Below are 22,624 nucleotides of genomic sequence, written 5' to 3' on the forward strand. Positions count from 1 at the left end.
AAAACTACATCCGCCATAATGTATGAAAATTCTATTTATTTATAGTCACATTAACTAATTCCTCTATAGTTGTTCTTTATAAGCAAAAGCCCCGGCTTCTTCTTTTCAAAAAAAGAGGCCGGAGCTTTGTATAAGTTGCAATTATTAAGTTAATTCTTCAGAAACACCCAGTTTCCAAGTTTTAATGCTCAAATCCAAAAGAAACAAATCGTCCGGGTCTATCAGCGATAAATTTGTCAGGGATTCGATTTTTCGCAGTCTGTACAATAGTGACTGCCGGTGAAGGCTTAAAGCTCTTGCCGTTTGGCTGACATTCCCATGGTATTTATTATAGGCACTGAAAGTGTTGATCAAATCCATGTTCCGCTGCTGGTCATATTGCAAAATCGGATCAATGGTCGCTGTAATAATCTTTTTCAATTCATCATTTTGCGTGAGGTTCAACAGGATGCGGTCCACGCGGGTATCTTCATACAGCATGCGGTTTCCTTTCCCTTTTTTTCGCCGGCCGATGTCCAGTGCAAGATTGGCGTTTTGATAGCTTTCTGCTAAACCTTTATATCCTTCCCGGTGGCTTCCGATCCCCCATGACAATACAACTTCCGGAAGCAGATTCCTTAAACGGCGTTCGGCCAAATCAAGGAAATTCAATGCAGTTTCAAATTCCGTTATACAAGGGATTTCCAGAAAAATCAGCAACCGTCCTCCCTGATAAGTCATCATCACTTCACGCTTAAGAGATTGGGCTGCATAATAGATTTCTTCTTCGATATAATGAATCATGCTTTTAAACCATTGTGGAAAAGCATCATAATCCTGCTTTCTTTTTTCAAAAAGCTCTTCCAGGTTCTCAGGCAGGCCCACTATACATACATAGGGCAAATTCAAATTATAGCCAAGTAATTTGGAGCGGGAATTTGCCTGGTCCATAGAGATAAACTCCCCTTTGGCAAGCTCGTATACAAAGTCGCCTCTTAAACTCAATTTCGTTTCTTCAATAGCGTTCCTTCTGGAAATCCACAAAGAGATAGTCGTAGCTGCATGTTCAAGTACAGTGACCCGATAAGGTGTCAGGTAGGATGATACTGTACTTTCAACCGGAAGCAGGACGAACAAATATCCTTGCGGATCTGCGGAAACTTGCAGAACCGGTAACTGCAGAAATATGCGGTCTTCCGCTTCGACGATCTGGAACTTCTGGAACATGGGATCATGATCAGCAACAGCCTTTTCTTTTCTCTCAGGGAAATTTCCTGCCTGCACGAATTCATACCATTTTCTCAGAAAATCCGGAGTGTGTCCCCGTTTTTCCTGAATCACTCCCGCTGAATCCGTAATAATGATCCGGCAGTCGATTTTCTCTTGAATATATTTTGAAATTTGATGAAGATCAGCCTCGTCCAGGATAAGTTTTAATAACTCCTGCTGAACGATTTCTGATTTTTTTCTGTCTTTCTGCTGAACGTCGTTCAAGTCACTCATCACTTCTTCAACAATATTGGAAAAACGGACTTCCCAGGGCAATTCAATAATTACGAAGCCTTTTTCTTCGGCCATCTCAATGATTTCTGCCGGCACATCAAAGATATACCTTCCCAGGGCGATCATCAGAGCTGAAGCTTCCGAATCGATAATGTCCTGAACAAACGATCTCAAAGACTCCACATCATTACTGCAGCCGATTGCTGTTGTTAAAACGACTTCATTTTTTCGCACAAAATTCTCAACGGGCATCTCAATGACTGAAATCCATTGCACAAACCGTTCACTCAGCACTTCTTTGCCGGATAGGACACTGGCATTTTTCAAAATCTCGTAATTCAATACGTCTGCTACTGTATGTTGCATAAAATCCCCCTTCGAACCTTGACACCTGTCCGCATGCTAAACCAGTGAAGCATAAACCGCTTACCGTTATACATAATAATAGCAGAAAAAGAAGTTATTGAATTTTGCGAATAAATTTTTACCTGCTGAAAATACTACTCTTTTTCAGCTGTGTATTTTTGCATTAAGTCAAGGACCATCGAAATATCAATGTTTTGCCCTGAAATGATAATTGCGATCGGCCCTTCCTGATGATGGATTTTATTGTCCAGGACAGCAGCAATCCCTGTAGCCGCAGCCCCTTCCATAATGAGGCGGTGCTTGTCGACCATATACGCCAAACTGTGGGCAATCCGTGATTCAGGAATGAGCAGCACGTCATCCATATATTTTTCCACCATGCTGAAAGTGTATTTGTTATCTAGGCCGATTCCCCCCAGAAGGCTGTCGGCAAGTGTTTCACTTTCTTCCATTTCCAGGGGTTTTCCGGCTTTCAAACTTTCCACCATCACCGCTGACTGTTCCATCGAGACCCCCGTTATACGTATCTCAGGGCTATTCGATTTCAAAGCCAAGCCGACTCCAGACAGCAGGCCCCCTCCAGATAAAGGCACAATGACGTCTATCAGATCCGGCAAATCTTCCAGCAGTTCCAGGCCGATTGTACCTTGCCCGGCGATTACATGGCGGTCATCAAAAGGTTCAATAACCGTAATGCCATATTCTCTCTGCAATTCATAACAGCGGATGCCCGCCGCATCCTGGCTTTCACCCACTATTTCAACATGTGCGCCCATTGCTTTCAGCAAATCCACTTTCGCTTTCGGAACGCGGTTGGAAATACAGACTCTTGCTTCTATCCCCAATTTTTTTGCGATAAAAGCAACTGCCATGCCGTGATTTCCAGTGGAATATGTCGTAACTCCGCGCTTCCTTTCTTCATCATTTAAGCTGAGCATCTTATTGGCAGCTCCCCTGACTTTAAAAGCACCGATGTCATGGACGTTTTCAAGCTTCAAATAGATTGGCCGTCCCGCTTGTTCTGTCAGAAGCGGCGACCGTATTAATGGTGTTTTGTGTACTAAAGGAGCAATCCGCTTGCGTGCCTCCCAAATTTCCTGAACCCGCATTTTTTGAACCATGACCTGAAACCCCTTTTCGTTTTATGCTACTGATGCACGTCTGTTTATCAAGAAGGAGTTTCAGAAAATTATACTTTACCCCATGAAAATCCATCCTTCCTGTATCTTTCAATTTCGGGATGAAAACCCCTTCTTTTTCTGAACAATAATATCAGGAAACCCTACTACCGTCTTCTCATTTCATGTATTTGCGGGATAATGCACTATAAATTCACGGGGCATGTCGGTGTTGAGCAGTATTGTTGCATTCCCTCGGACATGAACTTCTGCTGTTACTGGTATACTAATTAAAAGCCGCCTGGACATTGCGGTCACAAAGAAGGACGGGATCGATTGAAACATTTAACACCAACTGGTGAATTTATATATACATTTGCATACACGGAAGATGAGAAAGAATTATGTCATTTGGAAATGCGCGCTTTTTTTGGAAAGGATACCGATGAGAAAATCCTGAAAACTGCGCGCGGCATTGACCCGAGCAGAAGCCCTTTCATCAAGGAGCGCATTGAAGTGTTATTGGAAGGCGCAGAATTGGCGGATATTCTCGAACAAACCGCTGAAATCAACATGGAAGCAGCGACCTTTAAAGTGATTTTCCTGAAAATCAATGGTCTGGCTTCGGCTGACAAAGTTGATTTTGGGGGGAAACGAGAAATCGAACGGCAGATCGGCGCGGCCATCACAGGAGAAGCGGATGTCCACACGCCCGACATCACATTCGGACTGATTCCGTTCGGCGGCCGCTGGTATTTTGGCAAATATCAGCAAAGTGAGCCTGTCTGGTTCCGGCATCAACAGAAACCTCGGGAGTATTCCACCGCGCTGAGCAGCCGGGTGGCGCGCGCAGTCGCCAATATCGCTGTGCCCGACCCTGCCGGCGTCAAAGCGATTGATCCGTGCTGCGGTATTGGCACGGTGTTGGTCGAGGCCCTGTCGATGGGTATCGATATAGTTGGTCGTGACATCAATCCGCTTGTCGTCGACGGTTCACGGGAAAACATCGCACATTTCGGATTGACGGGAGAAGTTGATTTGGGGCCGATTGCCGACATCAACCAGCAATACGATGTCGCCATTATCGACATGCCGTATAACCTTTATACACACGTTACGCCTGATGAACAACTCGCCATCCTGAAATACGCTCAACCTATAACCGATAAACTTCTCGTCGTGACAATCGAAACGATTGATCACATGATTGAAGAAGCCGGTTTTACCATAACGGACCGCTGCATCGCAAAAAAATCGTTATTCCTGCGTGAAATTCTGGTTTGTGAGCGGGTGGATAAGATACCTTTAAGTACTGCAAAATTAAAACAGGCATGATAAAACCTCCCGAATTCAATAATTCGGGAGGTTTTATCGCAGGGTTAAGTTTTTGAGACAATAGATGTGTCTCTTCCCCCTGCCGTTTAAGTACCGGGGCAAAGGGAAAAGAGGGAGAAAGCCTACTATTAGGAGGAAATAATGTGCAGAAGCATCAATTGTACGTGAACGGCAATTATATAGATTCCACGGGCAACGACTGGATCGAAGTCATCAACCCTGCCACTGAAGAAGTGATTTCCAAAATTCCCAAAGGCAATAAAGAAGACGCCGACAAAGCGGTCGAAGCTGCGTTCCAGGCGCAGCAGGCATGGGAACTGACCCCCAATATCGAACGCGGAAAAATCGTCCGGAAGCTGGGCGATGGAATTGCCAAAAAGCGTGATATCTTCATTGACCTGCTGCAGGAAGAACAAGGGAAAGACTACGAATTGGCGAGCGGCGAAGTTGATCTTGCCATCGATTACTTCCATTATATGTCCGAGTGGGCGCGAAGAATCGAAGGAGAAATTCTGCCGAGCGACCGCCCGAACGAAAATATCTTCGTATATAAAAAACCGATTGGCGTTGTAGCCGGCATCATTCCCTGGAACTTTCCAATCTTCATCCTCGCGCGAAAAGTCGCCACAGCTTTGGTAACCGGCTGTACAATCGTGATCAAGCCGAGCCAGCAGACACCGAATACAGCCATGGAATTCACAAAACTCATAGACGCGATGGACGAAATTCCTGCCGGTGTCTTTAACGTGGTGACTGGCACCGGTTCTGAAATCGGCAATGCACTGGCGGCTCATAAAAAAGTCCAGTTGATCACGATGACCGGCAGTGTGGCTGCGGGAACGAAAGTGATGGAAGCGGCAGCGCAGAACATTACCAAAGTCAACCTGGAATTGGGCGGCAAAGCACCGGCAATCGTCACCCAAAATGCCGATTTGGATCTTGCGGCGGAGGCGATCACTACATCCCGCCTTGCTAACGGAGGGCAGGCCTGCACGAACGCCGAACGCCTCTATGTACATGAAAGTGTGGCAGAGGAATTGACCGAAAAGCTGATCAAAGCTTTTGAAGCGAAAAAGCTGGGCAATCCCCGCGAAGATAAAAATGTTGAAATGGGTCCATTGATCAGCCAGGACCGGCTGGAAACGGTCGAAGACATGGTCAAGCAGGCAGTTGCAGAAGGCGCAACTGTCGCTACCGGCGGAGAGCGGCCAACCAACGGATCGGGCTTCTTCTACAAGCCGACGATTCTGGTCAATGTGTCGCATGACTCGAATATTATCCGCGAAGAAGTTTTCGGTCCCGTCCTACCCATCACGACATTCAAAACATTGGACGAAGCAATCGAAAAAGCGAATGACACGGTATACGGCCTATCTTCTTCCGTATACACCGATGACCTTAACGAAGCGATGCGGGTCGTCAATGAAATGAAATTCGGCGAGACCTACGTCAACCGTGAAAATTTCGAAGCCGTACAAGGCTACCATGCGGGCATGCGCCAATCGGGTCTCGGCGGAGCCGATGGCAAGCACGGCATGGAAGATTTTTTGGCGACGCAAGTGGTGTACATGCAGTATAAAAATGATAAAAAATAATTACTATAGAGAAAGGTGCGAAACGACAAACGTTTCGCACCTTTTTTCGTGGGGATTCTGCTTTGCTGTCATGCTGAAAAAGAAGAAGGAATTCATTGATTCGCCTCAGCTTTTTCCGCTTTCATAACTTCACGCCATTCCACAAGTTCCCGCTCCTCCACCTGCTTTTCCAGCGTTTCATCCCATTCACCCGTTCCGGAATTCCAGATACGTGCAAAAAGAATGTCCTGCTCCTGGTCGTATAATTGAAATTCGATGCACGCGACATAATCGTTGTCGAGTTCTTCCACGTCCGCGATGCCACTGACAAGGATCTGAAAACTTTCTTCGACCGCATCCTTTTCGTTCGACAGCAGTCCAAGCATCCGCTCTCTGTTCGCCTCCGCCTCCACGGCGTAGCGGTAAACCACAAGCTTCTCATCAACCGGTGCACTGTCCACTTCCACCATCCGATACTCGTCATGCGCGGCACTGAAAGAAATCAGTGCCTGGCCGCCGTCCAGCGCTTCTTCGAAAATGCCTTTTTCCAGATAGTCATAACCTTTCGGCGTCAGGACGTAGCCTTTCTTCCCGAGCCCTATGAGACCGGTGCGTTTCATCTTATGGATCAAATCGCTGATGAACAGCTCTTCCACCGACAGCATATCTGCCAGGACGGCGGCGCGGCGAATTTCCGATTGCTGAAACGCAAACAGCAGCATCTTCATCAGAATGTCCATTTTCAAGCGCTTGACGCGGTCGTATGACACATCCAGGAGCACGACCGGCAATCGCCAAACGTCGCTCTTTCGAATCAACACATCCGGACTTGACGCTACACTTGCCGCGAGTTTTTTTATCAGTTCCTCCATCCGCTCATCCCTTCTGCAAGACCTTCACGCCATTTTTCTTCTCGACCGTTTCGAGCACGTGCCGGTACATCCGTTTCGTTTCCTCTTTTTTCGCCCGCTTCGTAAACATGTCCGAACTGCCGATCAGCACCAATAATTGCTTGGCGCGCGACAAGGCGACGTTCAGCCGGCGGTAATCCTTGGCGAAACCGATGTCGCCGTGATTGTTTTGGTTGTTGCGCACCATGCTGAGCAGGATGATTTCCATCTCGCTGCCCTGGAAACGGTCGACGGTGCCCGTGCGGATCGTCAAATGCGGCAAGCGCAATTCCTGATCGATCATACGCTGCAGCCGTTTCACCTGTTCGCCGTAGAACGAAATGACACCCACTGTTTTCAGCTCATCGGGAGCGATGCGTCCTGCGCTTTTCGCTTCAGCCACAGCATCATTCAATTCTACCAGCATGCGGCTGATTTCCTGCAGCTCGACTGGATTGTACAGACTTTTCCCACCGCTCATCCGTTCCTCGAAATACGCGGGTTCATTCGGCAAATCGACCCACATCAGGTGGTTGCTGCGTTTTACTGTAAGGGATTCGAGGAAGTGATCGCGCTCCCGGTCCGAATCCGCCAGCCCGCATTGCAATTGGTCGTTGTCGAATTTATAGAAGGGTGCAATTGTCTCCATGATGTCTGCATGCATGCGGTACTGAATCGCCAGCATCGTCTTGTTCGACTCCGGCAAGTTGCGGTACAGGCGCTCAAACAGCGACTCTTCCAGCAGCTTCTCGAGCTCTCGCTTTTCTTCAAAACCGCTGTTTTCCTTGATCATTTCCTCGAGCGTTTCTTCCAGCGTATCGTTGCCGAGCAGCGGCGGCAATTGGTGGTGGTCGCCGACGAGAATGATTTTTTTGCCTTTCAGCATTGGCAGCAGCAGTTCCGGCGGCGTCGCTTTCGACACTTCGTCAATGATTACCACATCAAATTCCGGGTAGTTGTCAATAAAATCCTTGCGTGCCGAAGCAACACAGGTCGTCCCGATTACATTGGCGTGCTTGATATACAATTTGCGGATTTCATCCAAGTCATGGTCATTGGCGTCTTTCAATAAATCCAGCCATTTCTTTTGAATCGTTTGCATCAGCGGCAGACTTTTCTGTTCCTGCTTCAGCGATTCCTTGTCGAATGACAGGCTGGCGAGCTGTTTCGCCGTCGTTTCGTAGTCCGTTTCCGGATCGGAAGACAGGATTTCAAGCAGCGATTCGTTCTCTTTGTGCATGCTGTCCAGACGTTCCCGCACTTGCCCCAATACCCCGTCGATTTCACCGATTCTTGCCCGGCTGATTTCAAGTGCTTCGATTTCCTGCAGCTGTTCCTTTTGCAGACTTTCCAACCGTTGTCCGACCTGTTCAAAGGAAACCTTGTCTTTTTCCACTTGAGCAAGCTGGACTTTATGCAGATGGATCGCCTCTTCAATATCAGGCGGAATGTCGAAATCGGCAGGCAATGGAGTGGCTTGCTGCTGAAGGACATCGAGATTCTGCTGCATCCTTTCCAGTTCGCTGAGCCACTTGGCATCCAGCGCCTCGTATTGCTGTTGCTGCTTCTGAAGTTCGGCACCAATCGCTCCTTTCAACTGCTGAAACGATCGCTTGGAATCTTCTATATACATCTCAGGAGATTTCAGCTCGGCGCCACGTCTCCATAATTCATTCTGCCGCTTGTACAAACCGGTCAATGCTTTTCCAAGCGCGGACGGATCGATGCTCGGCGAACTCTTCAGGAAGATTCGCAACTTGTCCAAAAACCCTTCGATATCCGCCATCGTGAAGAATCCGGTTTGTGCCAGCGCGTCTTCTTTAACCTTATCGAGCGCAACCCCTGTCGGTGCCAGCAATTTTTCCACATAGGCGATTGCCGCTGTTAAGCTGGTGTTGATTTTCTCCAGATTTTTCCGCTCCGCCATTTTGTCGCGGATCATGTCCAGTTTGCCGATGGCATACGTGATGGCTGTGGTTTCCTCGATTTCGTGCTGAGCCATCAGCTGCATCCCTTCATCAACTTTTTTGACGCTGTCGATTGCCTGGAGTGCAGCGGTTTTCCCGCTGATCTGTTGGCTCACTTGCCCGCGTTTGTCGGTGGTTGTCGCAATGTCCTGTTTCTTGGCTGCCGTTTCCTCCTGGAGCAGGTCCAAACGTCTCGCGTGCTCAAGCTGTTGGATTACTTTGCTGATTCGCAACTCCTCATGCTGATACCACGCCATGTCTTTGCCGCTGTCCAAAATCGCCTGGTCCTCCGCGATTGATGCTGCGAGCGTCTCCAATTTCTGTTCGCTGTCCCGCTCTTCCTGCTGCGATTGCTCCCTTTGCAGTTCGAAGGCCTGGAGCTTTTGCCGCTCTTTGTTTAATAAACTCTCAATTTCTTTTTGCTTCGCCGCTGCGTCCTTTTTATCCGCCACGGCTTTCTTCAAACTTTCAAAAACCGGCTGCAGTTCATCATATGCGCGTTCGGTTGCTGCGAGTTTTTTCGCCACTTCTGTTTCGCGCTTCGCGCGCGTATCGTATTGGCTGCTGATTTCTTTCAATGTACTGTCTTTCCAATACTGGCCGACGTTTTCTTCGATGAATTTCTTGCCTTCTTCTTCGATGCTCTCGGTGCGGCCGACCCGTAAAATGCGGATGTCTTTATTCGCCAACAGGCGCCCCAGCGCATTGTCCACCGCGAGATTCGACTGGGAAGCGACGAGTGTCCGCAAACCCTTTTTCGCGTTCTGCAGGCAGATTTCCGAAATGACGGTCGTCTTGCCCGTCCCCGGCGGACCTTGAATGACGTACAGATCTTCCGCTGCCACTGCGCCCGACACCGCCTGCTGCTGAAATTCGTTCAGCCGGTTGTGGTACGTCAGCTTTTCCAACGCTTTCAGCGGTGCCACTTTCGGTTCTTCTTCAAATAGGAGCCGGTCAAGCTGCGGGTTCACAGCCAGCCCTTTCTCCAGATTCGTGAAGCCCTGCCGCAACCTGCGGATCTGGCTGAGCGCCGCGAAATTGCTGAACACGACTTCCCTGTGGGTGAGTCCGTGCCCTTTTTCGCGCAGCTGTTTGATTATGTACGGGTTTAATTCGACTTCAACGGCCTTGTTCGAAGCTTTCAGGACCGTCCCGACATCGCCTTCGATTCCGGTGAGTCGCACACTCAACTTCCGGAGCGACTTCCATTCCTTGTCGTTCATCCGGCAGCCCGTGAGCGTGATACGGCTGAAATCGGGATTGAACGTGAAGCTCGAATACGGCGTTTTGATATCCGGTATGTCCATTCCCTGCTCCTGGATCTTCAAATAACCTTCCCAACTTGAGATTCGTTTCTTCACATAGTCGGACCGCTCTTTCGCCGGCGTCATGCGGTTGATCAGATTGATGAACGCCACCGGCACCGGATCGCGCGAATCGGTGAACACGACCGACTCTTCCCGCTGCCAGTTCGTCCCCAGCGCCTGGTACGCTTTTCGCAGCGTCACATTGGTCACCAGCAATTGGTGGTTGCGGAACACGCAGTGGAGGACAATCAATCCTTTCACATCCGTCGCCAACCTGCGCGTTTCCTCCCGTCCAAAAAACAGCGCAACCGAAAGAGAGCCATCCGAACCTGACGGATAGCGTTCCATAAAGACCTGAAAAGGCTGGCCCGCAATAAAAAATGAGCGTTCGCTGATGCCGAACCCTCTCATTTTTTCCGAAGCGGTTTTGGTTATTCGTATTGAAGTTTTATATGTATTTGTCTGTGCCTGAACCATGCCATCACCTGTTCTGAAATCTGAAAAATCAATTCTGCGACCGATTATAATAGGGGTCTGCGTAAATTTCTTATCTTCTAATCATATCATCTATTCAGCAATGCCATAACAATAAAATCACAGGCAAAAGATTCATTTTTCATGTGGAGCAGCAAAAATGATGGGCTAATGAAATTAAGTGCAGTTGGGAATCGTCGACTGACCCTCTTCGATTGCCTTCACGCGTCAGCTTCTGCAGAATCGACGATAAACCATGAAAAATCGACGATAAACTGAAAAAAATCGACGATAAACACTTGAAAATCGACGATAAATCTCAGAATCGCCGATAAATCGAAAAAAATCGCTGATAAACACTAAAAAATCGCTGATAAAATCAGGCTGGTCCAAAATGAATGTGGTCAAACAATTTACAATAGAAGAAAAATTGAAATTCGGTTCATTTCCAGTTCCTTTTATGTAAATTCTTGTACTCACGTGGATGGTCCGCTATAGTTATTCTCTGAAGATGGACCTGAAATCCGCTGCAGCATACTTTATCAGACAAGGAGACACCAATTGACGCATAATAAACCAAAACTCTGGACGAGGGAATTCATTTTGATTTCCACCGTTAATTTTTTCTTAACTTTAGTCTTTTTTCTATTGATTGTTACGATCGCCGTTTATGCCGTGGCAGAATTCGGTGCATCCACAAGCGAAGCCGGGCTGGCGACAGGCATCGCCATCATCGGCACTATGACAGGCCGAATATTCATCGGCCGGCTGATTGAAAACATCGGCCGCAAGCGCACTTTGGTCATTGGACTGATCCTGTTTGTCCTGACCACGTTGCTCTATTTTGTAAACCTGGGACTCACTTTTTTACTGATTAACCGGTTTCTGCACGGAATGACCCTTGGTATGGCCAGCACCGCCGCCGGAACGATTGTGGCACAGATCATTCCCATGACGCGAAAAGGTGAAGGCATCGGCTATTTCAGCATGAGTTCAACGCTCGCGACGGCAATTGGTCCGTTTATCGGCCTGTATATGAGCCAGCGCACCAGCTTTGAAATGATTTTCGCCCTGTGTGTCGTGTTCGGGATTGTCAGTTTGGTGTTCGCGCTTTTCACGAAAGTGCCGCCAGTCGATTATTCCAGGAGGAGCGACAAAACAAAGGGATTCAAGATTTCAGGTTACCTGGAGCCAAAAGCGATCCCCATCGCAATCATCACATTTACGGCCGCCTTGTGCTTTTCCAGCATTCTTTCGTTCATCAATTTTTATGCAATCGAAATCGATCTTGTTGAAACGGCCAGCTTCTTTTTCGTGGTCTATGCCATTGCGGTTTTGTTGTCGCGTCCTTTTACCGGCCGCTTGATGGACAACAAAGGCGCCAATTTTGTCATGTATCCCGCATTCGGTTTTCTGGCCGCAGGATTATTGCTTCTCAGTACCGCCAGCAGCAGCTTGACCTTTTTAACCGCTGCCGTTTTGATCGGCTTTGGTTTCGGCAATCTCCAGTCAACCACCCAGGCGATCGCCGTCAAGCTGACGCCACCGCACCGGATGGGGCTGGCGACGTCAACATTCTTTATCTTTCTGGATGCCGGTCTCGGTTTCGGTCCGTATATCCTCGGGTTCATCATCCCGCTGACCGGCTTCAGTTCACTCTATGCCATACTCGGCTTTACGGCATTCGTCGCTTCCCTTCTTTATTATGTACTGCACGGCAGAAAAGAACGGGCCCGTCTTGCGGCCGCTTCAACTTCATGACGAAAAAGGACTTCCAGCTATGTGGAAGTCCTTTTTTCGTCATGACTGAAGCTTTTTTCTTTTCGAACTCAAAATCATATCCACCAAGATTAATGTGACACTCACAACCATTAACGCATTAAACAAAAAATCGTTATCCGTGTAAAAATAAGTGACTGCAGCACCAGCCGCTAGGAGCAGTGCCAAAACAACAATCTTCTTCATCGACCCCATCAGACCACCGATTATGGTAATCCCTATGCCAAGCAGTAACAGTGAAACAACTAGATCGCCACTACCGGCAAAATCCGAAAACATCAAAACAAGTCCAATTATCACTATAATAAAGCCGATTGTCTCAATCCAAACCGCTTTGTCTTTCACGTTAACACCCCCTGATCCTTGAAATATTATACAGAAAACGGTTAATCCCTCTACCTATTAATGTAACATTCAATAACTTCAACACAAGTATTCTGATAACTGAATGCTAAGTATATAAAAAGATTCTGCAAAACACCTTTTAAAAAAGATACACAGGTCTCTCCCTTCACATCACCTCGCCGTAAACTGGTTGCAAAGAAATCTACAGCCGGTATGTCTTCAGAAGTTGAATGATTTTGCCTGCTCTAAGGATTTTCTTCCGTTCTTTTCGCTTTTCGCCTGCGAAAAGCATCCAACCGGCTTTTTACTCTCTTCTGACGCTGCTGTTTCTTATTGCGGAATTGGCATATTAGCGGATATCCGCGCTCAGCGAATTAATTCCGCGTTCAGGAGATTAATTCCGCGTTCAAAAAATTAATTCCGCGTTCAGCGATTTATTTCCGCGTTCGCCGATTTCCCGCCCATTCTCCCAACAGTCTGATAACCCCCTCCAAAAGTAAACAGCCCTGAATTTACCCAAATAAAAAAGCGCTGCAATCTGCAGCGCCTTTTTATTTCTTCGTTTTCTCTTTTATCTTTTTCGACACGTCATCTTTCATTTCCACGGCCTTGTCTTTATAAGTCGAAGCTTTTTCTTTATAGTCGTCTTTGTTTTCTTCCCAGTGCGCCTTGCTTTTTTCAATCGACTTGTCTTTTAACGCGTTCAGTTTGTTCAGAAATGCCATTTCGATCATCTTTCCGTTCTCCCCGTCACAGATGTGGCCGGTGAACTCTTTCAAGCATAACCTTTTTGGGCCGCAATGTCGAAAAACCTATCTGTCATTGAAGCGGATATCGCTTGCGCGGAACCGATACCAGGTAAATGGGCCGTGTTCAAGCAGCCAGCTGAGCTCGATTTCCACGGGCACCTTAAGCCCGTCCACCCACTGATGTTCTTTGATGGCGCCGGTGCACAACACCAGCCGCGCATCTTCATCGCTCTCTTTATATCGCCAGGCCTCGACTTTCCACAATTCGTATTGTTCATCGAAGTAAAAAGTCGCGGAACCTTTCAAGCCGGCATACTTCAACGTAGCGATCGCGGTGTGGGCATCCTCTTCCTCCCAGGAAATATACGGGCCGATTGCGGCGCTTGGGTACCAGCCCAGTTCCATCAGGTAGCGCTGGAGCGACGACTGGTCGGTCTTTTCGTTTTCCATCGTCTTCGAAATGGGCATGATGCCGCCGAGTTTGATGCGCATGCTGCCTTTGCCGCGTTCGAAACTGTCTTTTCCCGTTACGTAGATTCCTGGCCCAAGTTTCATCTTCACATCCCAGCGGAACGCGGGCGGATCGGTGTAGCTGACTTGCTCCGATTCGGATGCGGTCCAATCCTTCTGCTCCGGCTTCAGCTTGATCGTCCCCGTCTGTTTCAGCCGAACACTTCGAATTGGCTCATGGTCCAGGGCTCCCGTTGCTTGGAGCCAATTTTTAACGGCGGCAGGCAATGACTCATGCATCTCCGCTCTTGCTTTATGTGGCAGTCCATGGCTCGCACCCGTTTCAAAATTCTCATCATTCTTCATTTTCACTCCACCTTTCTGGTTTCCCCTGTTTTCGTATCTTTATTGACATGAATAAAGGAATTTGCGCAGGCGTATGGAAGTAAGTAGGTATTAAATAAAAGCCGTTTGATTCGATTCTCACTTTCACATGCCGCGGGCACACGTTGAAAAACTGAGTGAAATGGAGGCAAAAGACATGAAGATCGGAATTATCGTGCATTCGCAGACGGGACACACACTGCTGGTCGGTGGAAGGATTCGCGAAAAACTGCAGAGCGATGGCCATGAGGTTACGTTAAAAAGGTTTCATAACACCGAGACCCCGGAAGGACCACAGAAACCCGAAAACATTAAACTGGATCATATTCCTGACGCGAATGGGTATGATGCGCTGATTTTCGGCGCGTGGGTACAGGCTTTTAATCTGTGTCCCGGCTTTACACTCTATCTTAAACAAATACCCGATTTCGATACAAATAATGTCTCCTGCTTTCTGACGGAGCAATTCCCTTACAAGTGGATGGGCGGCAGCCTGGCGCTGTCGAAAATGAAAAAACAACTCACCGCCAAAGGAGCAGAGATACAAGCATCCGGTGTGATCAACTGGTCCAATAAAAAAAGAGAGCAGCAAATCGACGCACTCGTCGACCGGTTCAGCAGCCAATACCAAACCTGAGCACTGCATGCGACTGGGTGTCGCGGGAGGTGTACGTGATGAGAATTCTGGATTTCTTGCTGGACAGCGACCCGGCTGTCAAAAGGCAGACCCAAATTCATCTTTTGGAGGAGCAGCCCCCTTTTACAACTGACGGTTGGATCGGTGAATTTCTTTCCCGTTACAGCGAAGATACGCACACGTGGGGAAACGGAATCTACAGTCCGAAATGGATTTCCACATTTTATACGATGCGGGATTTGCAATCGCTGGAAATCGATCCGCAGCACTCCATTTACCGGCAGGGCCTGGAAACGTTGCTCGAACATATGTGGAATCCCGAACAACAGGTGGAAGATGACGTTTGCGTCGTAGCCATGTTCGTGAGTCTTTTAACATACGGCAGGCATCCATCTCCCGTTATCAATGAAATGGTCCAGTATTTGCTCACGATGCAGATGCCGGACGGTGGATGGAACTGCTCGGCCGTTCATGGCCCCAGCAAAAGAAGCTCCATTCATACCACCCTGTCCGTGCTGGAAGCTTATGCCGATTACGAAAAGGAAGGCTATCGCAACCTGCTTCCCGCAATCAAAGGGCAGATCGAATCGGGCCAGGCGTATTTGCTGCGACGGAACCTCATGCGCAGGGAATCGACAGGTGAAATCATCGTGCCGTATATCGTCGAGTTTCACTTCCCCCCAAGATGGAAGTATGACGTCCTGCGCGCGCTGGTATATTTTGCAGCCATCAATTATCCTTACGTGCCGGCATTGGAGGAAGGATTAAATTTGCTCAAAAAGAAATTTGAAAAAGGCTATCTGAGCAGGGGACCGACACTCACAGGCCGTCTTCATTTTCATATGGAAACGACAAGAATCGGGACGATGAACACGTTGAGAGGATTGATGGTCCTGAAGCATTATGCCCCTGATTATTACAATGAAATCATCAGCAAGGACATTGCCGTTTCGAATCGCTGACTTCTTATTTCCTTTTTATTCCCGACAAAAAAAGGCGCACTCCTTTGAGTGTGCCTTCGTATTTTCCCCCTATACCAATTCCTCCACAAGCTCATCTATATCCTCATCAATCGCTTCAAACAATGGCTCTTCCCCGATGGCCAGCACAAACATCACGCCATCATCTTTACTGAACAATTCACGCAGCGCCGCGATTGCTTCCGCTTTATTGCCAAGCATCATTTCACAGCGTGCCAGCTCGTAGAAAGCGGGCGAGAGCTCCGGCACCTCTTCGGTCAATGCGGTGATGAGTTCATGCCCCGCTGCCGCGTCCCCCAATGTCATAAGGCTCATGCCACGCGCCAGCCGGATCCATTCGTTCCTTTCCAGTTCTTCGGGAATCCGTGCCAGCAAAGCCGGCACTTCTTCTTTTCTTTCCTCAGACAGGATTTCCAGGATACGGACGTACGGTTCTCCGTTGAACGGTTCCAGGCGGATGGCGTGTTCATATTTCGCCAGCGCCTCATCCGTTGCCTCCATTGCCGCCAATGTGTTGCCCCACAACATCAGAACTGCCGCATCGGCCGGCTGCTGCTTATGCAGGTTTTCCGCCAGACTGATGGCTTTGTAAAGAAGTTTTTCCGATTCTTTTTCGGTGGCCAGTTGAATGGTCGCCACCAGCTGCAGGCTCGCTGCTTCGTAATTGCCGGTGCGTTTTACGAACGGCTCCAATCCATCGATGGCCTCTTTAGGCATCCCACGATCCAGGCAAAACGCTGCATGCCGCAGCACAGGCACTTCACTTTCCGGCGCCCGCTTTCTCGCTTCACCAAAAAGGATAAAGACAGTCGTCGTCACCCGGATCCGCTGTGCTGCATGGAGCAATTTCCCGATTGCGTTTTTTTGCTCGTGTTCCAGTCCCGCTTGTTCCTCGGTTTCTACAAACCATTTTCCGAGCTCATCGGCGCAATGCGCTTGTGCGAGTCCCAGCTCTTCCTCTTTCAGAAGTTTTTTCAGGCGCCTGTTGATGTCATGGGTTTTGCCCATTTGTGCATAGATGCGGACATATTCCCCGTAGAGCCGTTCGTCTTCCGGACGCTCAGCAATCAGTTCTTCCAGCAACAAGGCTGCGCGTTTCAGCTGTCCTCTTCGCACGCAGAATTCCGTGTGCTGGTAATAGGAAGGATACGCTCCTTTCAGCTCTTTGGCCTGCTCGAACAAGTCTTCCGCTTCCTCCATGCGTCCTTCTTTTTCCGCGCAATGCGCCTTGCCGACAAGCAGCCATTCTTCCGGCACCTGGTCAGCCACCGCGTCCAGCGTCTTCGAAACCAATTGGACCGATTCCTCCGTTACAGCAAGTTCAAACAATTCCTTGAAATCGAGTACGAGCGGATCGTGCTGCAATAAAATCAGGGCCGCCGCAAAGGCAGCAGGAACATCTTCCAACGCTGTATAGGTCTTGACCAGCGCTTCCCCTACCGCTGAATTGCCGGGATCGAGTTCTGCACTGCGAATAAAGTGTGGGATCGCCCCTTCCAGCCGGTCCGCCTCCACTTCCAGCATGCCGAGCTGGAAATGGGCCTGTGCATTCGGTTCTTTTTCCAGCGCTTCTTCGTAAAGCATGCGGGCAAAATGAGCGTTTCCAGCCTCTTCATGCAATTGCCCTTCGATGCACAGCAAAGTCGCATCCGTTTCTGTTTTCCGCAATTCCTTGAACCGACTCAGCACACGGTTGCGGAACAAAGGGTGGCCGCCGAAATCCGCGTATTGCAATGCCATGTCTTTATAGTCTTCAAGGTCTTTCTTATCAAGCCCCTTTTCCAGCAGCGCGACCGCCTGTTCCTTTCCGGTATATCCCGGCCATTCGTCCCATAGCATCGTTGACGAGTGGATAAAATAGTCGGCATCGCCTTTTGCCGCATACTGTTCCAACAATGCAACAGCCGCTGCAAACCGGTCCTGCTTCACGAGACTGTGGGCGATAAAGGTCACCGCCAAGAAATCATCCGGATCGAGTTGGAGCGCTTTCCGGTATTCCTCTTCCGCTTTTGCAAATTGCTCCTGTTCGCCGGCGATATGCCCACGGTAGATGTGAAGTATGTCTTTATTATCCGCGTGATCGAGGCCCTGGTTGACGATGGACAGCGCTTTCGGCCAGTTTTCTGACTCCATATGGATCTCGGCAATGCGCAGATAGGAATAAGGCAGTGCCGGCGCCATTTCAATATAGCGCTCGAAGGAGCTGATTGCCTCCGCCTCTTTGCCAAGCGCCAACAGGCAACGGCCGATTTCATAGATGAAATAGCCGTCTTCCGGATGTTCTTCGCTCAATTTCCGGAAACGCGCCAGCGATTTTGCATATGCGCCGGACTCATACTGGATCAGTCCATGCGTGATTTGTGCGTAAATATCCGTTGGCATCTGCCTGATGGCAATCAGGGACCATTTATAGGCCTGATGGATTTTGCCCGCTTCCATATAACAGGTAGCAAGATAGCTGTAGGCAGCCGGCTGGTAATGATCCAATTCGATTGACGCTTTGAAATACGGAATCGCCTGTGCGTGGCTGTCCTGGCTCAACAGGATGACGCCCCGTAAAAACAGCGCATACGGGCTGTTCTTTTCATTGACTGCAGCGAGGTACGCCAACGCTTCCGGCAATTCCTCCTTCTGGTAATGCATATGCGCCACCAGCAGCGACACTGCCGCATCGTTCGGCCCGAATTCACGCCGCAGCCGCTCGACCCATTTGCCGTGAAGCGCTTTTGCCCGGTCGGAAAACAAAATCGAAATCCCGATCACCGCAGCGTAACGTTCTTCAATATGTTCTTCTAAGAAAGCGATAAACGCGTCGCTTTCCAATTCCTCTTCTTCCAAAAATGCATACAGCTGCTCAAAGAAACGATGCTCCGCTTCGTTCAGCTCTGCCAATATATGCAGTTGCTGTTTCTTGACGAAGACCATGCTGAGCGAATCGGTCATTTTATAGACCTCTTTCATGTCCGCGTACGGCACCAAAAACGGTATCTGCTCGTTCGGATCCTGGATGAGCATGCACTGCAAACGGTCGTCATAGCCGACCAAAACCTGCACATGGGCATTGTTTTCGATCAGCATCGACAGCAGCACCGGCAAGCCGGCATCGATCATCCCTTTGTACAGCTCGACAGTGCCTTTAAAATACTGCCCCTTCAAGCCGAGCGATTCCATATACATCATCGTCGTCCGCAGCTTCGAACCCGTCACATCAAAGACGTGCGCGGCGATTTCGTCCTGGCCGATGTCCATATCAAATGCCTCGAGCATTATCGACAACGATGCCGGCACGCAATAATCGAGCTTCTGGACCTTGGGCGTCAGTTCCAGCTGCTTCCGGATGCCGCCGCGCTGAATGGCCGTTTTGCCGTAAATCGTCTGTTCTAGTACCGTCTGATGTTGCCGGGTCCAGGCTTCGAGCTCATCCCATTTCTCCAGCTTGTACAGGCACTCCGCCGTCAGATAAACATAAGCAGCCCGGTGGTCGTGATACGGGTTTTTCACATTGATGTCTTCCATCAGGCGAATCGTTTCCTCGTAACGGCCCAGATGGAAAAGCTGTATCACCTGCTCCATCCAAAACGACCAGTTTTCCGGACAGGCTGCCTGCCCTCCCCGCAGCATCTCAAGCGCCTCGCTGTGGCGGCCTGTCATCGACAAATGGTCGGCCAATAAGCTTCGCACAAAATCATTGCGTTCCGCTGTCCCGTCCAAAAGCGCGATTCTTAAAATTTCTTCTGCCCGTTCCCATTTGCCACTGTGCAAGTAATAAAACGCCTCGAAATCCGGCCATGATGAACCTTTTGCTTCCTGAATTTTTTCCAATTGCTCTTTCGCTTCCGGCATACGGTTCAACTGGCAGAATACGCGGAACAGCAGCATATGCGCCGACGCCCGTTCGTCCGCCGTAAAATTCGATTCCGCCACACCGTGAAGCCGCGCCGTCATGCGCTCTTCCGCCTCCAGGCTTTTCCCCGTCTCCAACAGACGGATGCAGTTCCACGCAAAAGGACGCAGCGTGCCGAAACGCTTATCGGCATGGGTCGCGAGAAGATTGCTGTATTTATATAGATGCGCCTGATCCGCCAAGCGAATCAACCGGTAATAATCATCTTCAGTTTCCAATTCTGCCAGCCACTCACGCAAGCGTCGGATCGACCGCTCCGCCCATAAGCTCCGAATCGCCTCAATCAATTGCTCTATTGTTTTTATGTCATTTGCTCTCATATTTTACGCGCCCTCGTTTCTTCCATGTCTCCATGACTGCGGTTGACTTATTATATGTTGGAAAATTCTAGGGCGCAATGGTTTTGTGGCGAAAAATTACAAGTTAAAGAACAAATATTAGTGCCGATAGTCCACCCGCGGTTAACCGAAAAGACCTGAACCCATTATTTACAAACCCTGCTGAGTGTTTAACCACCCCCCTCACAGGCAATAAGGGTAGTAAGAGCTTTTCCGCAAAAAGGCAACCAAAATCGGGGGGACAGCGCATGCCGAAAACTAGATGGTTTCTATTTCTATACAGCGTTGTTCTCATACTGATCATTTTGTATCTGGCGGCCCGTATGCCCTTTCTTCTTTATCCTTTTCACGTCATCTTCTCGACCATCGCTCCGACAATCATTATCGGAGGTATTCTCTATTACATATTCCGTCCGCTCGTCCGGTTGCTTGAAAAACGCATGGGACGGGTATCAGCCATTCTGTCGATTTTCATGTTATTCACCATTGTCATTTTCCTTCTCGGCAGCTGGCTCGGCCCGCTATTGGCGAACCAGGTAATGACACTGATCAATAATTTCCCGAGCATTATCGTACGTGTGCAGCACTGGATCAATATGGCGCTGGAAAGTGACTGGTGGCAATATATCGAAGAACAGGATGTCATGCCGGCCCTTCAGCCATCGACGTTGACGGACAATTTTTCTGCTGCATTTGAAAGCTTCGGTGCAAATATCATCGATTTTCTTGGCAGTTTCATCAGTTTAATGTCCAAACTGATCATCGTTCCGTTTGTTCTGTTTTTCCTGCTGAAGGATGGCGAACGGCTGCCTGACAGCTTTCTGAAAATCCTGCCGCAGGATTCACGCGATGATGGACGGAAAATCCTACAGGATATGGACGATAATTTGAGCGCTTATATTCAGGGGCAGGCGATTGTCAGCTTGTTTGTCGGTGCACTCAGCCTGGTCGCTTATATGCTGCTCGGCTTGGAATACGCGGTCATCCTTGCGCTTGTCTCGATGTTCACAAACCTCATACCATTTCTGGGCCCATTCATCGGCGCTGTGCCAGTGCTGATCGTGGCGTTTTTCCAGGAGCCGCTGCTGGCGTTTTGGACCGCAATCGCCATCCTCATCATCCAGCAGGTGGAGAGCAATCTCATCTCGCCGAATGTCATGGGCCATAAGCTCGAAGTGCATCCGGTGACAATAATTTTTCTTCTCTATATCGGCGGGAGTTTTGCCGGAATCATCGGCATGATCCTTGTCATTCCGGTTTATGCTGTCGGCAAGGCCATAGTGGAGAATCTTTACCGCCTGATCCGCTTGAAGTATCCGGAACTGCGCTGAAAATTCCATACGCCAGTTCTCTTTCCGGTTACAATGATTTTGACTGATATCCCTCTGAACAGAAAGAATCTTTTGAACCCTGAAAAAAATACCCCCGGTGAGTCGTTTTAACTGCATACGACGCCGGAGGTATTTTTTCTTTCATTCTATTGGGTTGTTCCATCATATTTCTCATTACGGCTTCTTCGGCCACAAACATTATGTGTCGAGCCGCCTGCCGGACTTAAGAAACTAACTGTTTCTTGACCATCAGCCCTGGTTTAATTTTGTTTCGATGTCGTAGGCTGCCTGTTTTTCAGCCAGCCACGCTGCATATTGTGCATTCAATGCTTCATCGAATAATATCTCTTTGATCTGCTCTCTGCTGTCTTCCAGTGTGGCTTCAGAAGCTTCGGTTTTGTCTGTTACTTTGATGATGTGGTAACCGAATTCCGTTTCTACCGGTTCGCTGATTTCACCGGGTTCCATGGCAAATGCTGCCTCTTCAAATGCAGGTGCCATTGCACCTTTTCCGAAACTGCCAAGTTCCCCGCCGTTTTCGGCAGATGCCGCATCAAGTGAGTATTCTGTGGCAAGTTCTGCAAAGTCGCCGCCATCAGCCAGTTTCTTCGCAACTTCTCCAGCTTGCTCTTTTGTTTCAGTTAAAATGTGGCTGGCTTCGACTTTTACTCCTTGACCAAGTGATTCCTGGTTTTCTTTGAAATACGTTTCTATTGCCTCATCGGTGATCTCGATGTCAGGACCAATCATTTTTTCGATTTTCAAAAAGTGCTCCATCTCGGTTTTGAGATCTTCCATTGTCAGGCCGCTTTCTGCAATGGCTGCTTCCAGCCCCTGGGCACCGCCGTACATTTCTTCATATTCCACCAATTCCGCTTCCAGCTCTTCTTCAGTTACGGTAATGTCCGCTTCCTCAGCTTCCTGGCGTATGATTTCATTGGAAATCAAAACATCCAACGCTTCTGCTCCATTTGTCTGCACCATTTTCTCATAAAGTGCATCCTGTTCGATTTCTTCTCCGTTGACGGTCGCAACGACTTCTTCTTTATTAAATCCGACTATCAGGAATACGACCGATGCGGCGATGATTCCGATTGCAATGTACATGGCTTGTTTCATTTACCATCCCTCTTTCCTTTTGTCTGTACCCTCACCTTAGCAGGCGTTTATGAACAAACTATGACCGATGCATTAACAAAGATGAACAGTTTGCC

Annotated in this window: 15 protein-coding genes; 6 read left to right on the forward strand and 9 right to left on the reverse strand. The window is 48.7% G+C overall.

Going from position 1 to position 22,624, the window contains the following annotated elements:
- Positions 1-144: 144 nt before the first annotated feature.
- Together DIJ65_RS05905 and eutB are read right to left on the reverse strand one after the other, a co-directional pair.
- Complete coding sequence (locus tag DIJ65_RS05905) at positions 145-1,848, reverse strand: PucR family transcriptional regulator (protein ID WP_117300028.1); 1,704 nt, start codon at positions 1,846-1,848, stop codon at positions 145-147.
- A 134-nt stretch (positions 1,849-1,982) separates the two neighbouring features.
- Complete coding sequence (gene eutB / locus DIJ65_RS05910; RefSeq protein WP_117300026.1) at positions 1,983-2,969, reverse strand: hydroxyectoine utilization dehydratase EutB; 987 nt, start codon at positions 2,967-2,969, stop codon at positions 1,983-1,985.
- Positions 2,970-3,302: 333 nt separating this feature from the next.
- Here eutB and DIJ65_RS05915 point away from each other — a divergent pair, with 333 nt between their 5' ends.
- Together DIJ65_RS05915 and aldA are read left to right on the forward strand one after the other, a co-directional pair.
- Complete coding sequence (locus tag DIJ65_RS05915) at positions 3,303-4,301, forward strand: TRM11 family SAM-dependent methyltransferase (RefSeq protein ID WP_117300024.1); 999 nt, start codon at positions 3,303-3,305, stop codon at positions 4,299-4,301.
- A gap of 143 nt (positions 4,302-4,444) precedes the next feature.
- Entirely contained in the window at positions 4,445-5,896 is a 1,452-nt protein-coding gene (gene aldA / locus DIJ65_RS05920; RefSeq protein WP_117300022.1) for an aldehyde dehydrogenase, read from the forward strand.
- Positions 5,897-5,988: 92 nt separating this feature from the next.
- Here aldA and DIJ65_RS05925 read toward each other — a convergent pair whose 3' ends face one another.
- A complete protein-coding gene (locus tag DIJ65_RS05925; protein ID WP_117300021.1) occupies positions 5,989-6,747 on the reverse strand; it encodes a hypothetical protein in 759 nt (252 codons plus the stop codon).
- Between the two features lie 4 nt (positions 6,748-6,751).
- Positions 6,752-10,516, reverse strand: coding sequence for an AAA domain-containing protein (locus DIJ65_RS05930; RefSeq protein ID WP_117300019.1), 3,765 nt, complete (start codon positions 10,514-10,516; stop codon positions 6,752-6,754).
- Positions 10,517-11,074: 558 nt separating this feature from the next.
- On the opposite strand from DIJ65_RS05930, the gene DIJ65_RS05935 reads away from it, so the two are divergent.
- A complete protein-coding gene (locus DIJ65_RS05935; RefSeq protein WP_117300017.1) occupies positions 11,075-12,274 on the forward strand; it encodes an MFS transporter in 1,200 nt (399 codons plus the stop codon).
- A 39-nt stretch (positions 12,275-12,313) separates the two neighbouring features.
- Here DIJ65_RS05935 and DIJ65_RS05940 read toward each other — a convergent pair whose 3' ends face one another.
- The 3 genes from DIJ65_RS05940 to DIJ65_RS05950 form a co-directional block, all read right to left on the reverse strand.
- The gene (locus DIJ65_RS05940; protein ID WP_117300015.1) at positions 12,314-12,637 is read right to left on the reverse strand and encodes a hypothetical protein; all 324 of its coding nucleotides are present in this window, start codon (positions 12,635-12,637) and stop codon (positions 12,314-12,316) included.
- A gap of 551 nt (positions 12,638-13,188) precedes the next feature.
- Positions 13,189-13,371: a hypothetical protein gene (locus DIJ65_RS05945; protein ID WP_142836468.1), complete on the reverse strand. Its 183-nt coding sequence runs from the start codon at positions 13,369-13,371 to the stop codon at positions 13,189-13,191.
- Positions 13,372-13,449: 78 nt separating this feature from the next.
- Complete coding sequence (locus tag DIJ65_RS05950) at positions 13,450-14,202, reverse strand: DUF6920 family protein (RefSeq protein ID WP_117300011.1); 753 nt, start codon at positions 14,200-14,202, stop codon at positions 13,450-13,452.
- A gap of 175 nt (positions 14,203-14,377) precedes the next feature.
- Here DIJ65_RS05950 and DIJ65_RS05955 point away from each other — a divergent pair, with 175 nt between their 5' ends.
- Both DIJ65_RS05955 and DIJ65_RS05960 read left to right on the forward strand, forming a co-directional pair.
- Positions 14,378-14,857, forward strand: a complete 480-nt coding sequence (locus DIJ65_RS05955; protein WP_117300009.1) for a flavodoxin family protein — start codon at positions 14,378-14,380, stop codon at positions 14,855-14,857.
- 38 nt (positions 14,858-14,895) lie between these two features.
- Positions 14,896-15,819: a prenyltransferase/squalene oxidase repeat-containing protein gene (locus DIJ65_RS05960; RefSeq protein ID WP_117300007.1), complete on the forward strand. Its 924-nt coding sequence runs from the start codon at positions 14,896-14,898 to the stop codon at positions 15,817-15,819.
- A 69-nt stretch (positions 15,820-15,888) separates the two neighbouring features.
- Here DIJ65_RS05960 and DIJ65_RS05965 read toward each other — a convergent pair whose 3' ends face one another.
- A complete protein-coding gene (locus tag DIJ65_RS05965) occupies positions 15,889-20,061 on the reverse strand; it encodes a tetratricopeptide repeat protein (protein ID WP_117300005.1) in 4,173 nt (1,390 codons plus the stop codon).
- A gap of 266 nt (positions 20,062-20,327) precedes the next feature.
- On the opposite strand from DIJ65_RS05965, the gene DIJ65_RS05970 reads away from it, so the two are divergent.
- Positions 20,328-21,410, forward strand: a complete 1,083-nt coding sequence (locus tag DIJ65_RS05970) for an AI-2E family transporter (protein ID WP_071151831.1) — start codon at positions 20,328-20,330, stop codon at positions 21,408-21,410.
- A 249-nt stretch (positions 21,411-21,659) separates the two neighbouring features.
- Here the strand turns inward: DIJ65_RS05970 and DIJ65_RS05975 are convergent, their stop codons facing one another.
- Positions 21,660-22,529, reverse strand: coding sequence for a peptidylprolyl isomerase (locus DIJ65_RS05975; protein WP_071151832.1), 870 nt, complete (start codon positions 22,527-22,529; stop codon positions 21,660-21,662).
- Between the last annotated feature and the right edge of the window lie 95 nt (positions 22,530-22,624).

It is taken from the genome of Planococcus salinarum, from assembly GCF_007004625.1.
Lineage (GTDB): Bacteria > Bacillota > Bacilli > Bacillales_A > Planococcaceae > Planococcus > Planococcus salinarum.

What these genes read in the sequence shown, in the direction of transcription:
- DIJ65_RS05965 (WP_117300005.1), bottom strand. Translation starts at nt 20,061, where the DNA reads ATGAGAGCAAATGACATAAAAACAATAGAGCAATTGATTGAGGCGATT.
- DIJ65_RS05955 (WP_117300009.1), top strand. Translation starts at nt 14,378, where the DNA reads ATGAAGATCGGAATTATCGTGCATTCGCAGACGGGACACACACTGCTG.
- eutB (WP_117300026.1), bottom strand. Translation starts at nt 2,969, where the DNA reads ATGGTTCAAAAAATGCGGGTTCAGGAAATTTGGGAGGCACGCAAGCGG.
- DIJ65_RS05950 (WP_117300011.1), bottom strand. Translation starts at nt 14,202, where the DNA reads ATGAAGAATGATGAGAATTTTGAAACGGGTGCGAGCCATGGACTGCCA.
- DIJ65_RS05930 (WP_117300019.1), bottom strand. Translation starts at nt 10,516, where the DNA reads ATGGTTCAGGCACAGACAAATACATATAAAACTTCAATACGAATAACC.
- DIJ65_RS05925 (WP_117300021.1), bottom strand. Translation starts at nt 6,747, where the DNA reads ATGGAGGAACTGATAAAAAAACTCGCGGCAAGTGTAGCGTCAAGTCCG.
- DIJ65_RS05905 (WP_117300028.1), bottom strand. Translation starts at nt 1,848, where the DNA reads ATGCAACATACAGTAGCAGACGTATTGAATTACGAGATTTTGAAAAAT.
- DIJ65_RS05975 (WP_071151832.1), bottom strand. Translation starts at nt 22,529, where the DNA reads ATGAAACAAGCCATGTACATTGCAATCGGAATCATCGCCGCATCGGTC.
- DIJ65_RS05945 (WP_142836468.1), bottom strand. Translation starts at nt 13,371, where the DNA reads ATGATCGAAATGGCATTTCTGAACAAACTGAACGCGTTAAAAGACAAG.
- DIJ65_RS05960 (WP_117300007.1), top strand. Translation starts at nt 14,896, where the DNA reads ATGAGAATTCTGGATTTCTTGCTGGACAGCGACCCGGCTGTCAAAAGG.
- DIJ65_RS05970 (WP_071151831.1), top strand. Translation starts at nt 20,328, where the DNA reads ATGCCGAAAACTAGATGGTTTCTATTTCTATACAGCGTTGTTCTCATA.